General features: G+C 61.1%; 17 protein-coding genes. 8 read left to right on the forward strand and 9 right to left on the reverse strand.

Annotation, left to right across the window (positions count from 1 at the left end):
- Nucleotides 1-10: 10 nt before the first annotated feature.
- On the reverse strand, nt 11-205 hold the full coding sequence (locus BLO49_RS11415; protein ID WP_090648547.1) for a hypothetical protein: 195 nt from the start codon (nt 203-205) through the stop codon (nt 11-13).
- 206 nt (nt 206-411) lie between these two features.
- On the opposite strand from BLO49_RS11415, the gene BLO49_RS11420 reads away from it, so the two are divergent.
- Nucleotides 412-1,371 carry a class 1 fructose-bisphosphatase gene (locus BLO49_RS11420; protein ID WP_090648550.1) on the forward strand — a complete coding sequence of 320 codons (960 nt, stop codon included), beginning with the start codon at nt 412-414 and terminating at the stop codon, nt 1,369-1,371.
- 54 nt (nt 1,372-1,425) lie between these two features.
- On the opposite strand, the gene BLO49_RS11425 is transcribed toward BLO49_RS11420, so the two are convergent.
- Both BLO49_RS11425 and BLO49_RS11430 read right to left on the reverse strand, forming a co-directional pair.
- Nucleotides 1,426-3,783 (reverse strand): glycoside hydrolase family 127 protein, encoded by a 2,358-nt coding sequence (locus BLO49_RS11425; RefSeq protein ID WP_090649003.1) that lies wholly within the window; start codon nt 3,781-3,783, stop codon nt 1,426-1,428.
- 99 nt (nt 3,784-3,882) lie between these two features.
- Nucleotides 3,883-4,551 carry a GNAT family protein gene (locus BLO49_RS11430; RefSeq protein ID WP_090648552.1) on the reverse strand — a complete coding sequence of 223 codons (669 nt, stop codon included), beginning with the start codon at nt 4,549-4,551 and terminating at the stop codon, nt 3,883-3,885.
- Between the two features lie 196 nt (nt 4,552-4,747).
- Here BLO49_RS11430 and BLO49_RS11435 point away from each other — a divergent pair, with 196 nt between their 5' ends.
- A complete protein-coding gene (locus BLO49_RS11435) occupies nt 4,748-5,587 on the forward strand; it encodes an IclR family transcriptional regulator (protein WP_090648556.1) in 840 nt (279 codons plus the stop codon).
- On the opposite strand, the gene BLO49_RS11440 is transcribed toward BLO49_RS11435, so the two are convergent.
- The 3 genes from BLO49_RS11440 to BLO49_RS11450 all read right to left on the reverse strand — a co-directional run bounded on the left by BLO49_RS11440 (nt 5,584) and on the right by BLO49_RS11450 (nt 9,439).
- The gene (locus BLO49_RS11440; protein WP_090648558.1) at nt 5,584-7,722 is read right to left on the reverse strand and encodes a malate synthase G; all 2,139 of its coding nucleotides are present in this window, start codon (nt 7,720-7,722) and stop codon (nt 5,584-5,586) included. The two genes, BLO49_RS11435 and BLO49_RS11440, sit on opposite strands and share 4 nt — an antisense overlap.
- 136 nt (nt 7,723-7,858) lie before the next feature.
- Nucleotides 7,859-8,620 carry an L-rhamnose 1-dehydrogenase Lra1 gene (lra1, locus tag BLO49_RS11445; protein WP_090648561.1) on the reverse strand — a complete coding sequence of 254 codons (762 nt, stop codon included), beginning with the start codon at nt 8,618-8,620 and terminating at the stop codon, nt 7,859-7,861.
- A 9-nt stretch (nt 8,621-8,629) separates the two neighbouring features.
- Nucleotides 8,630-9,439, reverse strand: a complete 810-nt coding sequence (locus BLO49_RS11450; RefSeq protein ID WP_245678996.1) for an IclR family transcriptional regulator — start codon at nt 9,437-9,439, stop codon at nt 8,630-8,632.
- Between the two features lie 122 nt (nt 9,440-9,561).
- On the opposite strand from BLO49_RS11450, the gene rhmD reads away from it, so the two are divergent.
- From rhmD to BLO49_RS11480, 6 genes are all read left to right on the forward strand, one after another.
- Complete coding sequence (rhmD, locus tag BLO49_RS11455; protein WP_090648567.1) at nt 9,562-10,761, forward strand: L-rhamnonate dehydratase; 1,200 nt, start codon at nt 9,562-9,564, stop codon at nt 10,759-10,761.
- Nucleotides 10,762-10,771: 10 nt separating this feature from the next.
- Nucleotides 10,772-11,644, forward strand: a complete 873-nt coding sequence (locus BLO49_RS11460) for a 2,4-didehydro-3-deoxy-L-rhamnonate hydrolase (RefSeq protein ID WP_090648570.1) — start codon at nt 10,772-10,774, stop codon at nt 11,642-11,644.
- Nucleotides 11,644-12,387, forward strand: a complete 744-nt coding sequence (locus tag BLO49_RS11465; protein ID WP_090648572.1) for an SDR family NAD(P)-dependent oxidoreductase — start codon at nt 11,644-11,646, stop codon at nt 12,385-12,387. Before BLO49_RS11460 ends, BLO49_RS11465 begins: the two co-directional genes overlap by 1 nt.
- A gap of 219 nt (nt 12,388-12,606) precedes the next feature.
- Nucleotides 12,607-13,494 carry an amidohydrolase family protein gene (locus BLO49_RS11470; protein WP_090648575.1) on the forward strand — a complete coding sequence of 296 codons (888 nt, stop codon included), beginning with the start codon at nt 12,607-12,609 and terminating at the stop codon, nt 13,492-13,494.
- Nucleotides 13,495-13,518: 24 nt separating this feature from the next.
- Entirely contained in the window at nt 13,519-14,592 is a 1,074-nt protein-coding gene (rhaT, locus tag BLO49_RS11475) for an L-rhamnose/proton symporter RhaT (protein ID WP_090648576.1), read from the forward strand.
- Between the two features lie 186 nt (nt 14,593-14,778).
- Nucleotides 14,779-15,867 (forward strand): extracellular catalytic domain type 1 short-chain-length polyhydroxyalkanoate depolymerase, encoded by a 1,089-nt coding sequence (locus BLO49_RS11480; RefSeq protein WP_090648579.1) that lies wholly within the window; start codon nt 14,779-14,781, stop codon nt 15,865-15,867.
- On the opposite strand, the gene BLO49_RS11485 is transcribed toward BLO49_RS11480, so the two are convergent.
- Genes BLO49_RS11485 through BLO49_RS11495 form a run of 3 tightly spaced genes read right to left on the reverse strand, consistent with a single transcriptional unit; the run spans nt 15,834 to nt 20,568 of the window.
- A complete protein-coding gene (locus BLO49_RS11485) occupies nt 15,834-17,396 on the reverse strand; it encodes a glycerol-3-phosphate dehydrogenase/oxidase (RefSeq protein ID WP_245678997.1) in 1,563 nt (520 codons plus the stop codon). The genes BLO49_RS11480 and BLO49_RS11485 overlap by 34 nt on opposite strands.
- Complete coding sequence (gene glpK / locus BLO49_RS11490) at nt 17,393-18,889, reverse strand: glycerol kinase GlpK (protein ID WP_090648582.1); 1,497 nt, start codon at nt 18,887-18,889, stop codon at nt 17,393-17,395. The genes BLO49_RS11485 and glpK overlap by 4 nt, the downstream gene beginning before the upstream one ends.
- Nucleotides 18,886-20,568, reverse strand: a complete 1,683-nt coding sequence (locus BLO49_RS11495) for a carboxylesterase/lipase family protein (RefSeq protein ID WP_090648584.1) — start codon at nt 20,566-20,568, stop codon at nt 18,886-18,888. Before BLO49_RS11495 ends, glpK begins: the two co-directional genes overlap by 4 nt.
- Nucleotides 20,569-20,826: the final 258 nt, after the last annotated feature.

Here is a 20,826-nt window from a genome sequence, read left to right on the forward strand (position 1 = left end):
CGGAATGACATCAGTGCATCAGGGTGGGGATATATTTCGCGGAAAGCACCGGCAGCAGATAGATGAACTCAAGCAGCAGGACAGCATACATGGTGCCCAGAACCGGACGACCGCCGCGGAAATTATGCACGATGCCGGCCAGCAGCGGACCACTGACGGGGCCGAGGAGAAAATAGGGCGCGAGACGCTTGATCCTGGCCAGCATGGGACAGCTCCTGATTACAGGCCGATGTAATCAGGTTTACGGCCGGCCCGCCAGTCATTGTTAACAACAGGTTAATTATTTTTGTGGAATACACCAATATAGAGAATTGGTTAACCCTAACAACACTCACTCGGTGTAAACGGGGTGGCGTGTTTTGCGGATTTCGCTATGGTGTCCGGCAACAATAACAAGCCACACTGGATACCATGCTGACACCGCTCTCCCGGTTCCTTGCCGAACAACCCGCCCCTGAATCCCTGCGCCAACTGATCCTGGCCGTCGCCGATGCCTGCCGCGACATCGGCCACGCCGTCAATACCAGCGCCATCGAGGGCCTGACCGGCGCGCTCGAACAGGAAAATGTCCAGGGCGAGATGCAGAAGAAGCTCGACGTCATCGCCAATGACATGATGCTGGAAGCTCGTCGCTGGGGCGGACATGTGTCGGCCCTGGTATCGGAAGAAATGGAAGAGATTTATCCGCTGATCAGCGGCGAATACCTGCTGGTCTTCGATCCGATCGACGGCTCCAGCAATGTCGATGTCAATGGCGTGGTCGGCACCATATTTTCCGTCCTGAAAGCGCCGGAAGGTCCCATCGCCGAGGCCGACGTACTGCAACCCGGCCGTCGGCAACTGGCGGCGGGCTATGCCATTTACGGCCCGCAGACCACCCTGGTCCTGACGCTGGGCGCCGGCGTTTCGGCCTTTTCGCTCGATCAGAAAACCGGCGACTGGCTGATGACCACGCCTCGCATGACGATTCCCGCCAGCACACGCGAATTCGCCATCAACATGTCGAACCACCGCCACTGGATGCCGTCGGTGCGCCGCTATATCGACGAATGCCTGGCCGGCAAGACAGGCGTGCGTGGGGCTGATTTCAACATGCGCTGGCTAGCCTCGATGGTGGGTGACGTTCATCGCGTGCTGACGCGCGGCGGCATTTTCATGTATCCGGTCGACAGCCGCAAAGGCATTGGCAAGCTGCGCCTGATGTATGAAGCGAACCCCATCGCCTTCCTGATCGAACAGGCTGGCGGGTTGGCGACCGATGGCGTCAATCCGATCCTCGATATCCAGCCAGACGATCTGCACCAGAGGGTCGGCGTGGTGCTCGGCTCCCGTGAAGAGGTCGAGCGTGTCGCCGATTATCACAAAGCTTAGAGTGTTACTTTTACGCGCTTTCCGAAAAGTGCGTCACACTTTTCGGAAAGCGCTCTAGGCTGTCTCCGTCTTCCGCACGATCACCCGGCATTCATAAACCGTCATCCACTGGTCGGCGGCGGCCTCGAAACGGACGGTAATCCGGTCCTTGCCGGCCAGGTCCGGCAGCGGATAGGTCTTCACCGTCCGCGCCACGGTGGCCTCGCCCGGCAGGGTTTCATGTGCCAGAAGCTGGCCATCGACCAGGATATTGAAGTCCTTGTCGTGGTCACTGCCGTTATAGCTGACATGCAGATCGAGCGGCCCCGGCCTGACCGCCAGTTCAAACTGGAAATAACCCTTATTGATCAGCCGGCCACGCTCGGCGATATGGGTAATCGCGGCCGTATTGGGCGTGCCTTCAAAGGCATGGTCGGTCTCCGGTTGCTGTTCGCCGAGACGTATGGAATCGACGGTACGGCGCAAGATATCGGTCTTTTCGGCCGCGGCGGCACGATAACCGGCCTCCGCCTGCGGCCATTCAACCGGTGTGAAGCGACGGAAATAGACGGCTGTGCGGTTATGGTGCTGACCGTAAAACGGACGGATAGTCAGGTTCTGTGGCTGGCCGCTATCGCCCAGGCTGAAGGTCTCCCCTGCCCGCATCAGTACGCCCTCGTTACTGTCGGCCACCACCGCCGGATCAAAACCTTCCCACGGCTTGTCGCTCGGCCCCAGATCGGCGGCCAGAACCAGAGGCCCATTCAGAAAAGCCACCAGCCGATCATCGTCGGGCATGGTCTCGGCATGGACAGCCATCGGCAGGGTCAGGCCAACCACATCGCCCGCCTTGAGGGATGTCAGCACCAGATAACCATCCTTTGGGCTGACGGCCATCGCCTTGCCATTCACCGTCAGCTTCGGGGCGGCGCACCATGATGGCACGCGCAGGGCCAGCTCAAACGGTGATCGGGCCTGGCTTACGCGCAAGGTGACCGCTTCTTTCAACGGAAACTCCGTATCCATATCGAGACGCACGCCCTTTTCCGCCCAGTCGAGCGTCGAGGCATAGTAGAGATTGACCAGCACACGGCTGCCCTTGCGCCACCAGATACTTTCGCCGTGCTTGGAATGGCTTTCCATCCCTGATCCGACGCAGCACCAGAAGTCATTTTCCGGTGAGGAATGCACGCGCCCATACCCTGAAGCCAAAGGCGTGAAATAGGTGAACATGCCCGTCTGCGGGTCCTGCTGCGACATGATATGGTTGAGGTGGGCACGCTCATAGAAATCGAAATAGCGCGCATCGCCCGACCAGCCATAAAGATGGCGCGTCAGTTTCAGCATGTTGTAGCTGTTGCAGGCTTCGCAGGTCTGCTGGCCCAGGCGTCTGGACAGCTTGCGCGGTTCGCCGAAATGCTCATATTCCGAATTGCCACCTATGACGTAGGAGTGATCCTTCGTCACCGTCTCCCAGAAGAACAGCGCGGCCTTGGCGCAGTCCTGTCTGTGCTCGCCGCTGGGCGCCACCTCGTAAATCCGCGACAGGCCGATGACTTTCGGTATCTGGGTATTGGCGTGCTTGCCGGCCAGTTCATCGCGCCCCTCGGCCAGCGGGTCGAGCACGGCGCGGTGGCGGATACGCTCGGCCAGGGTCAGCCAGCGCCTGTTGCCGGTGCGGGCGTAAAGCTCGGCAAAGCACTCATTGATGCCGCCATGCTCGGCGCGCAGGATTTCCTGGACCTGCGCATCAGTGAGGCCCTCGATAATGCGTCCGAAATAATCCGCCAGGCCCAGCGCTACCTCAAGCGAGGCCGGATCGTTACAGTAATGGTGGGCATCGAGTGTGCCGGCCAGCACCTTGTGATAGGTATAGATCGGCACCCAGCCGCCATTGAGATCGAACCCCTGCGTGCGGATATCGCCGCGACGGATTTCCTCAAAAATGACCTTGCCGTCCACAGTCTTACCGTCCCGGTCGACATTGGTGCCGCCGGCATAGCCATCACCATTGCGGCCCTGCACCAGGGCCAGTTCGCGGGTGATGTAACGCGCGCGCTCACGAAATTCCGGCTTGCCGGTCTGGGCATACATCAGGCTCAGCGCCGACTGGTAATGCCCCAGGCTGTGCCCGGCAATGCCGCGCGCTTCCCAGCCGCCATAAAGCGTACCCTTCGGCTCAAGCCCGGCATAGAGCCGGAAATTATGCAGGAAACGATCGGGATCGAGCGACAGCAGATAGCGCTGGTTGGCTTCGATCGAGGTCAGGAAGAGAGAGGGCTTCAGCCGCACCGCCGACAATGGAAACGGCGTGATGGCCGTAACCTGCGTCCCAACCTGTGCCTCCGCCTGCGCCAACGCCTTGCCGGCAAGGCCCGTGGTTGCCAGTCCAGCGGCAGACGCCAATGTGGCGCGGCGTGAAAATATCAACATCATCCAACTCCCTGCGACCGCGCTTTCCGCGCGTGTCCGTGGCCCTATCGATCACGATACGGCCCGGAGAGTCAATACTCATACAATTGAACGGCCGGATTATGTCGCGTCAGGAATATCATAGACCAGACGGACCATGCCCGGAAACATGCCGCGATAGTGTTCCGGCCCGAAACGCGCCCTGACTTCAAAGCCGAGCCGACCCATGGCGCGTTCGACAACGAGATTGCCTTCGACGCCCGTGCTGCCCACGGATCTATACCCGCGCTCTTTTGCCCGCTCGATATGCGCCTTTACCATGTGGCGATACAGCATACGCCCACGCAGGTCGGGGCGCACGGCACCGAATTCCAGTATGTATTCGCCCGGATGCTGCAATTGCGGCGCCGTTCCGAAAAAGCCAAAAAACGATACGTATTTTCGCCAGAAGCCCTGGGATACCTCCTTTGACCAGTTCAGCTTCGCTGCTACACGTTCAAACCCCTCGGCCGTCAGCGGGCGAAGGTCCGACTGGTTATTGAAGTAAGCCCCCATTATGCCACCAGGTGTGCCGTCTTCGACTTCAAGAATGAAGAAGCTGTCGATCTGCCCCCAGTTGCTGGCTTCGTTAAGAAGCAAGGTTTCGTGGAAGGTGATTGGATCGACTCCTGTCCCCTCCAGGGCTGCGTCAAACATGCCCCGGCCTACAACCGGCAGCATGGATTCGTACATCATTTCCGCCAGAAAGCGGTGGTCACTCGCAACCGCGGGGCGAACATTAACAGGCATGGCTTTATCCGATCAGCGCGCATCAGATTTTGCGGCGCTTGCGTCAGGATGCCACAAAGTCGAAAAATTTGCATCGCACAAAAATAAAATTTGCCGCCCGCGCAGAGTACTGACGTGGAAACGGTGTATATTATGGAAAATATTTCCATTCCAAATCAGCCATACGCTCCGCCGGTCTGACCTCAAAAGGATTGTCATGACTTTACCATCTGGCCGAAAGACGCGCGGACGGCCCCGCGAGGACAGGCGCCTGAGCAACGATTCTCATGCCCTCCCCAAGCCCAACCAATCTCTGGAAAAGGCGCTTGGCCTCCTGAAATCGTTGTCCGATCATGACGGCCTGACGCTTACGGAACTGTCTGAAAAATCCGCCCTGCCCCCTTCCACCACGCACCGTCTGCTCAGCACCCTGGCCGGCCATGACCTCGTAACGGTCGATGAACCGAGCCAGAAATGGTCGATCGGCATAGAGGCCCTGCGTATCGGCATGGCCTTTCAGCGCCGCAACAATATCCTGCTGGCCGGTCGCCCGGTCATGACAGATCTGATGGAGGCCACGGGCGAAACGGTCAACATGGCCATGCTCGACGGCTTCGAGGTCGTCTTCGTATCACAGGTCGAATGTCATGAACCGATCCGCGCCTTTTTCGGCATCGGCCAGCGCCGGGCCAGTCATGCTTCCGGGATCGGCAAGGCCCTGCTGGCGGAAATGTCGGCAGAGCGGATCGCGCCCTTCCTGCGCAGTAAATCCCTCGCCCGCTTTACACCGGCGACGATTACCGACCCTGAAGCCTTGCGTGCCGAACTGGCGACGATTCGCCAGCGCGGCTGGTCGATCGATGACGAAGAGGCCAATGCCGGAATGCGCTGTGTTGCGGCGCCAATATTCAACGCCTTCGGCGAGGCCCGCGCCGGAATATCACTTTCCGGCCCTTCAGCGCGGCTAACGCCGGACAGCCTGCCGGATTTGGGGCAAAAGGTGCGCGCCGCCGCCGACCGGATTACAAATCTGATCGGCGGCCACCTGTTGGCCTAAGCAAGTTGTAATGCCGCCTGTTTGGCTTCGCGGCGGCGTTTGTGCAGGATGAATTCGGTATAGCCGTTTGGCTGCGACGAGCCCTGGAAGACCAGATCACAGGCCGCCTGGAAGGCGATGCCGTCAAAATCCGGCGCCATTGGCACATAGGCCGGATCGCCGGCATTTTGCCGGTCAACGACCTGCGCCATATGCTTCAGCCGCGCCATGACCATCGCTTCGTCAACCAGGCCATGTCGCAGCCAGTTGGCGACATGCTGGCTGGAAATGCGCAGTGTGGCGCGGTCCTCCATCAGGCCGACATCATGGATGTCCGGCACCTTGGAGCAGCCGACGCCCTGGTCGATCCAGCGCACGACATAGCCGAGCAAACCCTGCAGATTGTTATCCAGTTCCTCCGCGATCTCATCGGGTGAATAGTTCCGATCGGCCAGCGACGGGATCAGAATATCCTCCACGGAGGCGCGCGGACGTTTGGCGATTTCCGCCTGAACCGTGGCGACATCGACCATATGGTAATGCAGGGCGTGCAGGGTTGCCGCGGTAGGTGACGGCACCCAGGCAGTGCTGGCGCCGGCCTTCGGATGACCGATCTTTTGCGCCAGCATATCCCGCATCATGTCCGGTGCCGCCCACATGCCCTTGCCGATCTGGGCATGTCCGGGCAAGCCGCAGGCCAGGCCGATATCGACATTGGAGTCCTCGTAAGCCCTGATCCACCGGGCATTCTTGATGTCGCTCTTGCGCATGATCGGCCCGGCCTGCATCGAGGTATGGATCTCGTCCCCCGTGCGATCGAGGAAGCCGGTATTGATGAAGAAAACGCGTTCGCGGGCGGCTTCGATACAGGCCATCAGGTTGACGCTGGTGCGGCGCTCCTCGTCCATGATGCCGATTTTCAGCGTATTCGCCGGCAGACCCAGTGCCGCCTCCACAAAGGCGAAGGTCTCGACGACAAAGGCGACCTCGTCCGGCCCGTGCATCTTGGGCTTGACGATATAGGCCGATCCGGCGCGGCTGTTGCCGCCGGTATCATGCCGAGCAATCAGGGCCGTGACCATCAAATCGACCAGACCTTCCGGCACGGCCATGCCCTCCGCATCACGCACCATGTCGCTGTACATATGCAGGCCAACATTGCGTGACAGCATCAGGCTGCGGCCATGCAGGGTCAGGACGCCGCCCTCCGCCGAGGTATAGATTCGGTCCGGATTGAGCGCCCGCGTCAGGGTCCGGCCACCCTTCTCAAAGGTCTCGCTTAAGCTCCCCTTAATCAGGCCCAGCCAGTTGCGGTACAGCCCGACCTTATCCGCCGCATCGACAGCGGCGACGCTGTCCTCCATGTCCATGATGGCCGAAAGCGCCGCTTCCATGAGGATATCGGCGATACCGGCGGGATCATTGCGGCCGACCGGACTGTTCCGATCGATCCGGATATCCATGTGCAGGCCATTATGGCGCAGCAGGATCGATGTGGGCGCGTCGGCTTCGCCCGTATAGCCGGCAAACTGCGAAGGCGTCTGCAAACCGACGGCCCCCACCGTTGTCTGCGCCGTCAGCGCGCCGCCGGAAACTTTATAGGCCGTCACATCGCTGTGGCTGGCGCCCGACAGCGGCACAAACTGATCGAGCCAGGCGCGCGCCTGCCTCTGCACCAAGGCGCCGCGTCCGGAAGCATATCCATGGGTGGAAGCGAGCGGCGCAACAGCATCGGTGCCATAGAGCGCGTCATAGAGGCTGCCCCAGCGCGCATTGGCGGCATTCAGGGCATAGCGCGCGTTTGACACAGGCACCACAAGTTGCGGGCCGGCCAGACGGGCGATCTCTTCATCGACACTTTGCGTGGAGACCCGAAAAGCCACCGGCTCCGGCCGCAGATAGCCGATGTCTTTCAGGAAAGTTTTATAGGCCAACGGATCGAAGGCATGACCACGATGCCACTCATCGATCCGCGCCTGAAGCGCATCCCGGTGCGCCAGCAGCGCGGCATTGCGCTCGCTGAAGGTTGTCAGAAGGCCCGCCAGCCCCCGCCAGAAAGCATCGGCGCTTATGCCCGATCCTGGCAGGGCCTCGTCGGTAATGAAACGATGCAGTTCGGCAGCGACGGTGTAGCGGTCAAACGCAACATAGGCCATGTGTCATCCTCCTGCATGGATTTCTGAGTATGAACCACATGGCCCAAAGGTCAATTTTTCTGAAAATTATTTCCGTTTTTGAAAATAAATACAAACCACGTGTATTTATTGGGAAATTTATTTTCCAGAAATACGTCTATTGCAAATGCACGAACGCGCCGCCATCGACCAGCACATGGGCGCCGGTCATGTAGCCCGCCAGGTCGGAGGCCAGGAAGACCACGACCTTGCCGATATCTTCCGGCTTGCCCAGGCGGCCAAGCGGGATACGGCCTTCCATATATTCGCGCTTGGCGGGGTCGGCCAGGTCTTCCTTGTTGATGTCGGTGGCGATGGTGCCCGGCAAGATGGAGTTGGCGCGAATACCGTACTTGCCCAGCGCGATGGCGACCGACTGCATCAGCGAGTGCTGGCCGGCCTTGGTGGGGGTATAGTGGGACTGCATCTCACCACCGACGAGCGCTGAAATCGAACTGATGGCGATCAGCGACCCACCGGTGCCCTGCCTGACCATCTGATTGGCCGCCGCCTGGCACATATAGTAGGTGCCCATCAGGTTAACATCGACCGTGCGTTTGACCACCTCGACCGGCATGTCCAGGAAGCTGTGGAACGGACAGATGCCGGCATTGGCGACCATATGATCGACGCCGCCCAGCCCCTTGACCGCCGCCTCGATAAAGGCGGTGGCGCTGTCCGGATCGGCCACGTCGCCGATCGATACCACCGCCTTGCGGCCCAGAGTTTCAATTTCCTTTACCAGGCTGTCAACAGAGTCCGACGGTGCCGAGGCATTGATGGCGATATCGGCGCCGTGCTTCGCGCATTCTATGGCCGCGCCGCGGCCAATGCCGCGCGAACCGCCTGTAATCAGAATCCGTTGTCCCTGTAAAAGCATCTTAAAGCCTTATGATTTGAGGTTGTTTTCGCTCCAGCCGAATTCGTGCGAAATGGCGTGGACTGTGGCGAGCACCAGTTCGGTGAGCGCCGTCATGCGGGCGTCATCCATATATTGCGCCGCCGAAGACACACTAATGGAGCCGATGATCCTGTTGCCGGCGTCGCGGATCGGCGCGGCCACGCAGCGGATACGGTCTTCGTTTTCTTCGAGATCGTAGGCGTAGCCCTTTGCGGCATAATCGCGCATCCGGTCCATCCAGGTGCCGAAATCGACCCGATAGGACGGCCATTCCCGCCCTTCGCGCATATAGACGGCCGTCAGTTCGTCCTCGGTGGCGTCCAGCAGCAGCGCCTTGCCGATACCGGTCGAGCGAAGCGGCTGACGCTCACCAATGCGCGAACTGATTTCAATCCGGCGGCTGCCCTGCACCTTGTCAAGATAGAGGGCGCGTTCGCCATCCAGTATGCCGAGATGCACCGTATCGCCAGTATCGAGCGACAGGGCCAGCAGGTGATCGTGGGCGATGCGCGGCAGGTTCATCTGGCGCGAGGCGAGATGCCCGAGTTCGAGCAATTTTGGCCCCAGCGAATAACCAACGCGCGGCGTAAAATTGAGGAACCTCTGCTCGACCAGGGTGGTGGCCAGGCGGTGCGTGGTCGAACGCGTCAGGCCCAGCGCTTCGGAAAGCTGGGGCAGGCTGCGCGCATTGGCGGCCACCGCCATCATGACATCGAGGCCACGCACCAGGGTCTGGGCGCCGGCCAGCGATTTGCCGCCGCTTTCGCCCTCTCCGTCCCTGCTGCTCAAATTATCCATTGACGCCGTTTGTTTCATTATTTAATGCTCATATCTAAAGTGTGGGATGAATACAAGCCGTTCAGCCCAAAATCGATGCAGGGATTGTGGGATGTGATCGATCGTCCCAAATGGTGAGATTAATGCGAAATTTTCCGAAGATCAAGCAAGTGCGCGCCAGCGTCATCAAGGGCGGCGAAGGCGGCGGCGGCGCGGATTACCACGACCAGGGCGAAGGCCACTGGATCGACAATCACATCGCCACCTCCATGGGCCGCTATCCGGAATACCGCCAGAGCCGCAAGTCGTTCGGCATCAATGTACTGGGCACCCTGGTGGTCGAGATCGAGGCCGATGACGGCACGGTCGGCTTTGCGGTCACGACCGGCGGCGAACCGGCCGCCTATATGGTGGAAAAGCACTTCGCCCGTTTCCTGGAAGGCCGCTCGCCCTTCGATTACGAGACCATCTGGGATCAGATGTACTTTGCCAGCCAATATTATGGCCGCAAGGGTCTGGTGGTGAACGCCATCTCCGGCGTCGACCTGGCCCTGTGGGATCTGATGGGCCGCCTGCGCGGTGAGCCGGTCTATCACATGCTGGGCGGCGCGGTGCGTAATGAGCTGCAATTCTATGCCACCGGCGCGCGTCCAGACCTGGCGAAACAGATGGGCTTTATTGGCGGCAAGATGCCTCTGCTCCACGGTCCGATCGAAGGCGACGAAGGTCTGAAGAAGAATGTCGAGATGCTGGCCGATATGCGCAGCAAATGCGGTGATGACTTCTGGCTGATGTGGGATTGCTGGATGGCGCTCGACGTCAACTACGCCACCCGTCTCGCTCACGCCTGCGCCCCGCACGGCCTGAAGTGGATCGAGGAAGCCATTAGTCCTGACGATTACTGGGGCTATCAGCAACTGAAGAAGAATGTGCCAGCCGGGATGCTGGTGACCACCGGCGAACACGAAGCCACGCGCTGGGGCTTCCGGATGCTGATGGAAATGGAGTGCTGTGACCTGATCCAGCCCGATGTCGGCTGGTGCGGCGGCGTGACCGAACTGCTGAAGATCTCGGCCATGGCGGATTCCCGCGGCATCATGGTCGTGCCGCATGGCTCATCCGTCTATTCGTATCACTTCGTCATCACGCGTCACAATTCGCCATTTGCCGAATTCCTGATGATGGCGCCCAAGGCCGATCACGTCGCGCCGATGTTCCACCCGCAATTGCTGGGCGAGCCGGTGCCGGAAAACGGCCGTCTCAACGTCAATAAGCTGGATAAGCCGGGCTTCGGTGTCGAACTGAACCCGGAAGTCAAGCTGCATCGCCCCTATACCCACTAAGGACTACCCCATGAAACTCTGCCGCTATGGCCCTAAGGGTCAGGAAAAGCCCGGCGTCATCGATGCCGATGGCCGTATCCGCGATCTGTCATCCGTTGTCGGTGACATCACCGCCAACGAAGTCCGCCTGTCGCAACTGGCGAAACTGAAAACCGCCGATCTGAATGCTCTGCCAGTCGCCGAAGGCCAGCCGCGCTATGGCGTACCGGTCGCCAATATCGGCAAGATCATCGCCGTTGGCCTCAACTATGCCGACCACGCCGCCGAATCCAACCTGCCCGTGCCGCCGGAGCCCATCTATTTCACCAAGGCGACCTCCTCGCTCAGCGGTCCGAATGACGATGTGATGAAGCCGCGCGACGCCACCAAGATGGACTGGGAAGTCGAACTCGGCGTCATCATCGGCAAGACCTGCCGTTATGTCGATGAGAAGGACGCCCTCAGCCATGTCGCCGGATATGTGCTGGTCAACGATGTCTCCGAACGCGCCTTCCAGAAGGAACGCGGCAGCCAATGGGTCAAGGGCAAGGGCTGTGACACCTTCTGCCCCACCGGCCCGTGGCTGGTCACGGCCGACGAACTGGGCGATCCGCAGGCCCTCGACATGTTCCTCGATGTCAACGGCCAGCGTATGCAGACCGGCAATACCCGCACCATGATCTTCCCGGTGGCCGAGGCCCTGGCCTATATCAGCCGCTTCGTCACCCTCCAGCCGGGCGATATGGTCATTACCGGTACGCCGCCAGGCGTCGGCGAAGGCAAGAAGCCCAATCCGATCTACCTCAATGCCGGCGACACCATGCACTTGGGCGTCTCAAAGCTTGGCGAGCAAAGGCAGACCGTTATCCCCTTCTCGCTGCATGGCCTGGAGATTATCGAGTAATGTATCCCGATCGTTTTAAGGGCCGCACGGCCATCGTCACCGGCGCCGCCTCTGGTCTCGGCAAGGCCGCCGCCGCCCGCATCGTCGCCGAAGGCGGACAGGTTGTGCTCTGGGATCTTAACGCCGAGGCGCTGGAAACCGCAAAGGCCGAAACCGGTGCCGTCGGCGTGGTGGCGCTCGATGTCTCCGATCTCGTCGCCGTTTCGGCCGCCGCGAAAGCCTCGAAGGAAATTCTGGGCAAGATCGACATCCTGATCAATTCGGCCGGCATCACTGGCGCTACCGTCCCGGTATGGGAATTCCCGGTCGAGAGCTGGCTGAAGGTCATGGATATCAACCTCAACGGCCTGTTCTACTGCTGCCGCGAGGTCATCCCCTTCATGCTGGAAGGCGGCTATGGCCGCATCGTCAATGTGGCGAGCGTGGCCGGCAAGGAAGGCAATCCGAATGCCTCGGCCTATTCCGCCTCCAAGGCCGGTGTCATCGGCCTGACCAAGTCACTCGGCAAGGAACTGGCGCAGAAAGGCGTGATCGTCAACGCTCTGACGCCGGCTACCTTTGAGAGCCCGATCCTGGAACAATTGCCCGCGTCTCAGGTCGAATATATGCGCTCGAAAATTCCGATGGGGCGCTTAGGGATCGTCGATGAATCGGCCGCTACGGTCTGCTTCATGGCTTCCGAGGAATGTTCTTTCACCACCGCTTCGGTCTTCGATACGTCGGGCGGACGGACAACCTACTAAATACGATCCTCCCCTGTAGCGCAGCGTGCGGGGGAGGTGGCGAGCCAGCGAAGACCGTCAGGTCGAAGCGTGTCGAGACGGAGGGGGCATGATGGACGGAAGTTGCCCCCTCCGTCAGCGACACCGCCCGCCAAATCTATCGCTTTGGCGGCCTCGCGCTGCCACCTCCCCCGCTTCGCCCAAAGGCTCGCAGGGGAGGATATATAAAGAGAGGGCAGGATGAGTGTGAAACGTTTTGTGGACGCCCATGTCCACCTCTGGCAACTCATCCGGCTGCGCTATCCGTGGCTGATGCCGCCATTTGCCGATGACGGCCCGAATGGCAGCGTCGAGGCCATTGCCAAGGACTACACCCTTGCCGACTATTTCGCTGATGCCAGCGGCTATCCGATGGAGAAGCTCGTCCATATCGATGCCGGCGCTCATCCGGATGACGCGCTGGCAGAAACGAAATGGCTGCAATCCCTGGCGGCTGAGACCGACCATCCCGATGCCATCGTCGCCTTCGCCGCGCTCGATGCCCCGGACGTCGAACGCCTGCTGGCCGCCCATGCCGAGCACGCCAATGTACGCGGCATCCGCCATATCCTCAACTGGCACAGTGATCCGAAGAGAACCTATACCCCGCGCAACCTGCTCGATGACGACGCCTTTGCCCGTGGCTATGCCCTGCTTGGCAAATATAGCCTATCTTTTGATCTGCAAATATACCCTAACCAGATGCAACAGGCGGCGGCCCTGGCAGCCAGGCACCCCGAGGTGCCGGTGATCCTCAACCATATGGGAATGCCGGTGGATGCTGATCTGACGGAATGGCGCGCGGGGCTCAAGGCGCTGGCCGCCCTGCCCCATGCGGCGGTCAAGATTTCCGGCATGGGCTTTATCGACCGCCAATGGACCACGGCCTCGATGCGGCCGCTGATCCTCCAGGTGATCGAGACCTTCGGGCCTCAGCGTTGCGCCTTCGCCAGCGACTTCCCCACTGACAAGCTGTTCAATAGTTACGGCAAGGCGCTGGACGCCTATGACGACATAACCAAAGACTTCAGCGCCGATGAACGGGACGCCCTGTTCGCCGGGACAGCCGAGCGTATCTATAAAATATAACAACATCTCATTCAGGAAACGCGCATGAACCCCAATCCCTTACTTGGCGTCTTTTTTCACTGGCTGGGCGGCCTGTCCTCCGCCAGCTTCTATGTCCCTTACAAGCGTATCAGGCTGTGGTCGTGGGAAATTTTCTGGCTGACCGGCGGTATCTTCTCGTGGGTTCTGGCCCCCTGGATCGGCGCCTTTATCGGCAGCAAGGATCTGATTAACGTTCTGGCAAATACGCCCGTGCACACCCTGCTGATCTGTTATCTGTGTGGCGCCGGCTGGGGTTTTGGTGGTCTGACTTTCGGGCTGACCATGCGCTATCTCGGCCTGTCGCTCGGCATGGCCGTGGCACTGGGCCTGACCACGGTGATCGGCACCTTGGGGCCACCGATTTTCCAAGGCACGTTCGGCGAGGTGGTTGCCAAATACGGCAGCGAATATACCTTTATCGGCATCGCCGTGGTCATCGCTGGCATCATCATCGTCGCCCTGGCTGGCGGCGCCAAGGAAAAGCAGCTCGCCAATGCCTCCGGCGACGCCAATATACCTAGCAGGGGCGAATTCGACCTGAAGAAAGGCATCCTGATCGCCGTCTTCTCCGGCGTGATGTCGTCCTTCTTCTCGTTTGGCCTGGCGGCGGGTGATCCGATCCGCGCGGCCACCGCGGCCGCCGGCACCGGCCCTCTGTGGGTCGGCCTGCCTGTGCTGTGCGTGGTCCTGGCCGGCGGCTTCACCACTAATTTCGTGTGGTGCCTGTATCTCATCCTCAAGAACAAATCTGCCGGCGAATGGGGCGGGAAGACCGCTACCGTCTCTGATACCCGCACGCCCCTGCTGGCCAATTACGCGCTGGCGGCGCTTGGCGGCACCCTGTGGTACTTCCAGTTCTTCTTCTACACCATGGGCGAAAGCCAGATGGGCAAGTTCGGCTTCTCATCGTGGACCCTGCACATGGCCTCGATCATCCTGTTCTCGACCCTGTGGGGCTTCGCGCTCAAGGAATGGAAGGGTACGGCCAGCCGGACGCAGTTCCTGGTGTGGCTCGGCATCGGCACACTGATCATCTCGACCGTGATCATCGGTATCGGCAATATGCTGGCCGCCTGAGCCAGCATCATTTCCGTCGCCGGATGGGCTTGAAACCATCCGGCAAGGCGCTATAGCCTGTCTGATGGAAGAATCGGTGCGCTGCAACATGACCGTCATCAGAAAGACATTATTCTTCCGTCATAGAATTTCATCGGCCTTGCGGGCAAGGTCTTGAGGCTGATTTCAAAAGCGACGGGAAACAGTATGTCCACCGGAAAAAACATCATTATTGCCGGGCTTGGCCTTGGTCTGATCCTTCTGGCGGCATGTGGTGGTGGCGGATCCGGAGGCTCCGGGTCTTCCGGCGGCGGGTCATCGAGCAGTTCTGCCTCCTCTAGCACGTCATCGTCTTCCAGCAGTTCATCGTCCTCAGCCAGCAGCAGTTCATCGGCCTCTTCGACCAGCGCCGCGGAACCAACCGACGGCGTTTTGACTCAGGTTACCAATTTCGGCACCGATCCAGGTCAGCTCGACATGTTCGTCTACAAGCCGGCCGGCCTGACCAGCAATCGTCCGGTTGTCGTGTTCCTTCATGGCTGTGGCTCGCAGGCCGCGCAATATGATAACGAAACCGGCTGGACCAAATGGGCCGACCAGATGAAATTCGTTCTGATCTTTCCTCAGGTGACGAGTGTCCAGCCGGATGGCTGCTTCCGCTACTATATGGCCGAACATCAGATGTACAATGCCGGCGAGCCCTTGTCGGTCGTCCAGATGGTGAACTGGGTGCAGTCCCATTACAACACTGACTCAAAGCGCGTTTTCGTAACCGGTTTTTCGGCCGGCGCCGCCATGACCAACATTATGCTGGCGACCTACCCCGACGTCTTTTCGGCCGGCGCCCCGGTGGCGGGCATTCCCTACAAATGTACGGAAAGCCCGGCAGGCCTCGACAACTGCCTGAAGGGAAATGTGACCCTAACCGCGAAACAGTGGGGCGACAAGGTGCGGGCCGCACGGCCAGGCTATAGCGGTCCCTGGCCACGCGTGTCCATCTGGCAAGGTGTCGATGACGGCACGGTTGCGCCGGTCAATGCCACCTGGACCATGGAACAATGGACCAATGTCAATGGTCTTACCCAAACCCCGCAAACCAGCAATACGGTCAGCGGCCAGCCGCATAGGGTTTATGGCGCAAATGTCGTGGAAGCCTATGATGTCATCGGCACTGGCCACCAGTTCCCCATAAAGCCGGGTACTGGTACAGAGGATTGTGGCAGTGGTTACCCCGGCCAAGATAACGGTATTTGCGCGTCGCTTTATACCGCCCGCTGGTTCGGGCTGGATAAGTAACCTGCCGCCAGGTCCATGAATGTCCTGACCTGAGCCGCCTGCCAGGCCGTGTCGCGCCCCAGTTCCTCCGCCAATATTTCGGCCACACGCGGCGCCATGGCCTGGCTTGTTGCGGCATCGAGGAAAAGCGCCCGCAGGCGCCGGGCCAGCACGTCTTCCACGGTCCGCGCCTGCTCGCAGCGCGCCGCCCAGCGCACCTCGGCCTCCGTGTAGGGCAGAGCGGGGTGAAGCCTGACATCGGCACCCGGCAGGGTGTGGATTTCCGCCGCATCGTGACCATAGACATGCCAGTGGTTGCGGCCGCTGTTCTCGGCCCAACCGTGCAGCCGCAAGCTCCCGGTCAGGCTTGGCCGGGGCGGCAGGCCGCCCGTTTGGGCCGCCAGGTCCACCGCATCCTCCCCCATCTGTCGATAGGTGGTCCACTTGCCACCGGTCAGGGTGATCAACCCGCTGTCGGATACCACCAGTTCATGTTCACGTGACAAGGACTTCGTATCGCCGATGGCTGCTTTCACCAGCGGACGCAGACCCGCAAAGACACTGAGGATGTCATCTCGCCGGGGTGCCGGATCGAGATAGTCGCCCGCCGTTTTGAGGAGGAAGTCGATTTCAGTCGCCAGCGCGCGCGGCTCCTCGCTCACCTCCGCCACCGGCGTATCCGTGGTGCCGATCAGCGTCCGGTCGTGCCAGGGCACGGCGAACAGCACGCGGCCATCGGAGGTGCGCGGCACCATCAGCGCCGTGTCGGCCGCCAGAAACCGGCGATCGACCACGATATGCACCCCCTGGCTCGGCGTCAGCATGGGGGCGATATCAGCCTCATCCAGCCGCCGGACCGCGTCGACAAACACACCTGTGGCATTGATCACGGCGCGCGCCCTTGCCGTGTAACCCCTCCCCGTTTCGCTGTCGGTAAACTGCACACCTGTCACCCGGCCGCCTAATTTCACCAGACCTGTGACCGGCGTGGCATTCATCGCCACACCGCCCAGGTCTTCCAAGGTTCGCATCAGGGTGATGGCCAGGCGGGCGTCATCGAACTGGCCATCGAAATAGAGAATACCGCCCTTGAGATGCGATGATTTCAGGGTCGGGATATGGGTCAGCGTCGCCTTGCGGCCTAGGGCACGGCTGGGGCGCAGGTTCAGCTTCCCCGCCAGCAGATCATAAAGCTTCAGACCGATGCCGTAAAAGGGCAGCCGCCATATCTGATAGGTCGCCACCAGAAAACCGAGGTCATGCACCAGATGCGGCGCATTACGCCGGAGCAAGCCGCGTTCGTGCAGGGATTCCCGCACCAGATGGATATGCCCCTGCGCCAGGTAACGCACCCCGCCATGCACCAGCTTGGTTGAGCGGCTGCTGGTGCCTTTGGCATAGTCATGCGCTTCCAGCAGCAGGGTTTTGTAGCCGCGTGAAGCCGCCTCCACCGCCGTGCCGAGGCCGGAGGCCCCGCCACCGATGACAATGACATCCCACAGGGTATCGGCCGTCGCCCTGGCCAGCCGGGCGGGACGCGGATCACTCAAGCCCTGTCCTCCCAATCCAGGCTCCGGCCGACCGCCTTGCGCCACCGCGCCAACCTTGCCACGCGCTCATCGGCGCTCATAACCGGCTCAAACACCCGGTCGACCTGCCATTGCGCGCACAGCTCATCGGTCGAACGCCAGTAGCCCACCGCCAGCCCGGCCAGATAGGCCGCGCCCAAGGCCGTGGTTTCGGTGATCTTCGGCCGCACGACCGGCACACCCAGTATATCGGCCTGGAACTGCATCAGCAGATTGTTATGGCTGGCCCCGCCATCGACGCGCAGTTCGGTCAAGGACACGCCTGAATCCGATATCATGGCCTCCAGCACCTCGGCGGACTGGAAGGCAATGCCTTCCAGGGCCGCGCGGGCGATATGGGCTTTTGTTGAGCCTCGCGTCAGGCCGAGGATTGTGCCCCGCGCGTAAGCATCCCAATGCGGCGCACCAAGGCCGACAAAGGCCGGCACCAGAACCACCCCGCCGCTATCCGGCACGGAGGCGGCCAGCGCCTCGATCTCGCCGCTGGAGCGAATAATGCCCAAACCGTCACGCAGCCATTGCACCAAAGCGCCGGCCACGAAGACAGAACCTTCCAGGGCATAGGTGCGCTGCCCCCCCAACTGCCAGGCAAGCGTGGTCAGCAGTTTGTGGCGGCTCCGAATGGCGGCACCCCCCGTATTCATCAGCATGAAACAGCCGGTGCCGTAGGTATTCTTGGCCATGCCGCGCTCCAGGCATACCTGACCGAAGGTCGCCGCCTGCTGGTCACCCGCCATGCCGGCGATCAGGATGCGCGCGCCGAAAAGCCCCGCCGCCGTTTCACCATAGACCTCGCTATTGCCCCGTGCCTGCGGCAGCAAGGCGCGCGGGATGTCGAGCACGGCTAACAGCTCGTCGTCCCAGTCACCGGTATGGATGTTGAACAAAAGGGTGCGGCTGGCATTGCTGGCATCGGTGATATGCAGGGCACCGCCGGTCAGGTTCCACACCAGCCAGCTATCGATGGTGCCGAAAGCCAGTTCACCGCGCTCTGCCCTGGCCCGCGCCTCCGGCACATGATCGAGCAGCCATTTGATCTTGGTGCCGCTGAAATAGGCGTCGAGCCGCAGGCCGGTTTTCTGCTCAAAAAGGGATTCATGTCCCGCCGCGATCAGGTCGTCGCAGATGGCCGCCGTGCGCCGGTCCTGCCAGACGATGGCATTGTGGATCGGCTGACCGGTGGCGCGGTCCCAGACGACGGTCGTTTCGCGCTGGTTGGTGATGCCGATGGCGGCGATATCGGAAGCGCGCAGACCGGCGGCCGTCAGCGCTTCCTGCGCCACCCCCATCTGGGTGCTCCATATCTCGCGCGCGTCGTGCTCGACCCAGCCCCCTTGCGGGAATATCTGACGAAATTCCTTCTGGGCGGTTTTCAGGATATGGCCGCCCTCATCGACAATGATGGCCCGGCTGGAGGTCGTACCCTGATCGAGCGCGAGGATATACCGGCTCAATCCGCGACCTCTTCCTGCCAGACCTTGCGCGCCGCGCCTTCCGGGTCGTTTTCGACGCGGCAGGCGGTATTGATCAGCATGACCGGCCGGTCCGCTGTGGTATAGCGTGGCCAGTCCGGCTGTCCGGGCGCCTGTGGCGCTCCGGTACGGGCGAAGCTGGACCAGAAGGCGCTCATGTTTATTGACGCCTCCGCCAGACCAGCCCCATTACCCTCCAGACCCGGCTGGTCGGTATTGAGAAACAGGGAGGCAATCTCGGTGGCATGGCCGGCCCTGAGCGTGGCGGTCGTCCCCGCAATCGGGAAATTCGACTCGTAGTCATAGCGGTACTGATAGACCGGCGCGGCCTGCACCGACTTGCGATCCGCCGTGGTGGCGGAATCGGCGCCGAACCAGCGCGCCGAGGCGATAGCGATATAGAGATCGGTCGGCGTCGCCTGCGGATAGGTGGCGCGATAGACGGTCAGGAGCTTATCGGCATCGCTGCCGAATTCTGTGGCCATACGCGCTGTCAGCCCGGCCTCATCGAGTGTGAACGTATCCGGCCGCCCCATATTGAAGAAGGTCGCCTCGTCGCGGTTGTGACCGACGATCAGCGGCACATCGGCCATCAAAGGCGAGGCTACCGGCGCGAACGGATCGGCCGGCAGGATCGTGCCGTCCACCACCGGCCCGTATCCGCCCGGCACCCAGTAGCCCGCCTTGTGCAGCCGGCCATCGCGCGGCACGGGCGGTGAGCCATCCGACGGCAGGGTCATTGGCCCCTGCCCCTGCTCCGCCGCCAACTGGATGGCCAGGATCTGTTCGGCGGGTACATCGGCCAGCTTGTGCAGGTCGTTCGGTGCTATACCCAGCCCCTTAAGCACCCGAAGCGCCGTTTCGGTCGCCATATCCTTCGGCATCCGGGTCAGGGCCGCGCCGCTCTGGATGCTGGCCTTGTGGAACAGTCCCTTCGCCGCCGGCATGGCCAGTAGGGTGCCGACCTTGAAGCCGCCACCGGATTCGCCGAAGATCAGGACATTATCCGGATCGCCGCCAAAGGCGGCGATATTGGCCTTCACCCAGCGCAGGCCCGCTACGATATCGAGCATCCCCTGATTGCCGGATGTGGCCCAGTCCGCACCGCCGATCTCGCCCAGATAAAGATAGCCCAGAAGCCCCAGCCTGTGATTGGTAGCCACCACCACCACATCATAGGTGGCGGCCAGCCGTGCGCCATCCTGCGCCGTCGACCCCGCCGAACCGGTGGCAAACCCGCCGCCGTGGCAATAGAACATGACCGGGCGCTTCTTGCCGTCATTCACCGCCGGGGTCCAGACATTGAGCACCAGGCAATCCTCGGCATAGGCCGGTTCCTGCTCGCCATAGGTCGATTTCGGCTTTTGCAGCGATGGCGCGCCCAGATTTGTCGCGTCACGCACACCCGACCACGGCACAACCGGCGGCGCCTCACGAAACCGCGCCGCGCCGCTCACCGATCCCGCATAGGGAATGCCCTTGAAGGCCAGAGCGCCTCGGCTGTGCCCGCCGCGCAGCCGGCCATCAGCGATCTCGACCACGACATCCGGCCCGGTGGTAACCGTCGAGCGAGAGAGGGTTTGCGCATTCGCCACCGGCCTCAAACCGAATGCCCCCAGCGCCGCCATGCCGCTGCCTAATAGCCGTCGCCGGTTCCACATGCGTCCCTCCTGTTTTTTCTTCGGGAATTCATATCACGGGGGTCGCGCGGTTTACAGACCCGTTTGATCGGGTAAAATTATCCTTGATCTCTCCGGCGAAAAATGAAAATGAGAACGAAACGCATTACCGCCTCCCTTTCACGGCGTATTTTATAGCGTTGCCGTGCGAACATGGTTTACGTGTATTTGTGACGAATGCGATTTAGAATACACTTTTAAATTGGCAAGCTGCCCGAAAAAAGCCTATTTTTCTCGGAG

Source organism: Asticcacaulis taihuensis (assembly GCF_900100255.1).
Taxonomy (GTDB): Bacteria; Pseudomonadota; Alphaproteobacteria; order Caulobacterales; family Caulobacteraceae; genus Asticcacaulis; species Asticcacaulis taihuensis.